Genomic DNA, 1,858 nt, shown 5'->3' on the forward strand with positions numbered 1-1,858 from the left:
CCGCCATTATTGTTGCTTTTTTAGGGCGACTCCACCCAGTAGGAATTACGTTTGCGGGCTTACTAATGGGGCTTATTTATATGGGAGGTGAACTTGCGCAAATTAACATGGGATTACCTAACGCTATAACCGGTATTTTTCAGGGGTTAATGCTGTTTTATTTACTCTCGTGCGATGTGCTTATTACTTATCGCCTTAGATTTTCGCTGCCATTTAAACAACAAAAAGCGCAGCCAATACATATTGCACAGGAGTCTTAAATCATGGAATTAGATGTAATTACTAATATTTTATACGCCACTATTCGTACAGGCACCCCCTTATTGCTGGTGGCGCTGGGTGAAATGGTATGCGAAAAAAGCGGCACCTTAAATTTAGGGCAAGAAGGCATGATGCTTTTAGGCGCTGTGGCAGGGTTTATAACTATGTACCAATGCGACAACCTATTTATTGGTTTTACGGTAGCAGCTTTGGTCGGGGTTATGGCCTCACTTATTTTTGCTTTTGTAGCACTTAATTTAAATGCTAGCCAAGTAGCGGCAGGTTTAGCGCTGACTATTTTTGGTACAGGCTTATCTGCATTTTTAGGTGCTGACTATGAGGGAAAAACCATTAACGCGTTACCTACTTTAGCAATTGCAGGGTTTGAGCATATTCCGGTTTTAGGCAAAGCGCTATTTTCGCAAGACGCCATTGTGTATTTAAGTTGGGGTTTAGTGCTTGGTGCGTATTTGTTTTTTAAATATCACAGAGCAGGGCTTGCAGTACGAGCTATTGGCGAAAACCCAAGTGTAGGCAATAACTTAGGATTACCTGTAATGCGTACACGTTATTTAGCCGTAATGTTTGGCGGCGCACTGGCTGGCATTGCGGGCGCATATTTGTCGTTGGCTTATACACCACTTTGGACTCAAAACATGACGGCAGGGCGAGGTTGGATAGCCCTTGCTTTAGTGGTGTTTGCAAGCTGGCGTATTGAGCGCGTAATGCTTGGCGCTTATTTATTTGGCTTTGCCAGCATTATGCACTTAGTGGCACAGGCTTTTGGGTGGGCTGTGGAGTCTAACTTACTGGCCATGTTGCCTTATGGTGCAACGCTTATAGTACTGATTATGCTCAGCAAAAATAAACAAAAATTAAAAATGTACGAACCCATGTGGCTAGGTAAGCCTTGGCACAAGGGTCATTAAATTAATTACAAAATCAATAAGGTAAATCACCTGCTTCAACAGGATATTAAAAATATAACACGGAGAATAACAATGAAAAAACTTATAACAGCACTCGGGGTTGCATTGAGCTTAGGCATAAGCGCATCTGCTATTGCAAAAGATAGCGTAAAAGTTGGCTTTGTATATGTAACCCCCATAGGTGAGGCCGGTTGGACTTATACACATGACTCTAGCCGCCACTACCTTGAAGAAAAGTTTGGCGACAAAATAGAAACCACTTTTGTCGAAAGCGTACCAGAAGGGGCGGATGCAGAGCGTGTTATTACGCAACTGGCTAAAAGCGGGCACGATTTAATATTTACCACGTCGTTTGGCTACATGAACCCAACACTTAAAGTGGCTAAACGATTTCCTAATGTAAAGTTTGAGCATGCCACAGGCTATAAACGCGCAAAAAACGTAAGCACTTACTTTGATCGCATTTACGAAGGACGCTACCTAACAGGTGTTATTGCAGGGCACATGAGTAAAACCGACAGTATTGGTTATATTGCTGCGTTTCCTATTCCGGAGGTAATACGCGGTATAAATGCATTTACGCTTGGCTTGCGCTCAGTAAAGCCTAATGCAAAAGTAAAAGTAGTGTGGGTTAATAGCTGGTTTGATCCGGGTAAAGAGCGCGAAGC

The 1,858-nt window shown here is 42.8% G+C and carries 2 protein-coding genes and 1 pseudogene; all 3 read left to right on the plus strand.

Annotation, left to right across the window (positions count from 1 at the left end):
- Positions 1-260: pseudogene (locus L652_RS0104630) on the plus strand (ABC transporter permease); the annotation flags it as partial.
- Between the two features lie 3 nt (positions 261-263).
- Positions 264-1,190: an ABC transporter permease gene (locus L652_RS0104635; RefSeq protein ID WP_024591976.1), complete on the plus strand. Its 927-nt coding sequence runs from the start codon at positions 264-266 to the stop codon at positions 1,188-1,190.
- 72 nt (positions 1,191-1,262) lie between these two features.
- Positions 1,263-1,858, plus strand: a 596-nt coding sequence (locus L652_RS0104640) for a BMP family ABC transporter substrate-binding protein (protein ID WP_029770173.1), incomplete at its 3' end; no start/stop codon positions are given.

Origin of the sequence: Pseudoalteromonas sp. TB25, from assembly GCF_000497995.1 — a bacterium.
Classification (GTDB): Bacteria; Pseudomonadota; Gammaproteobacteria; order Enterobacterales; family Alteromonadaceae; genus Pseudoalteromonas; species Pseudoalteromonas distincta.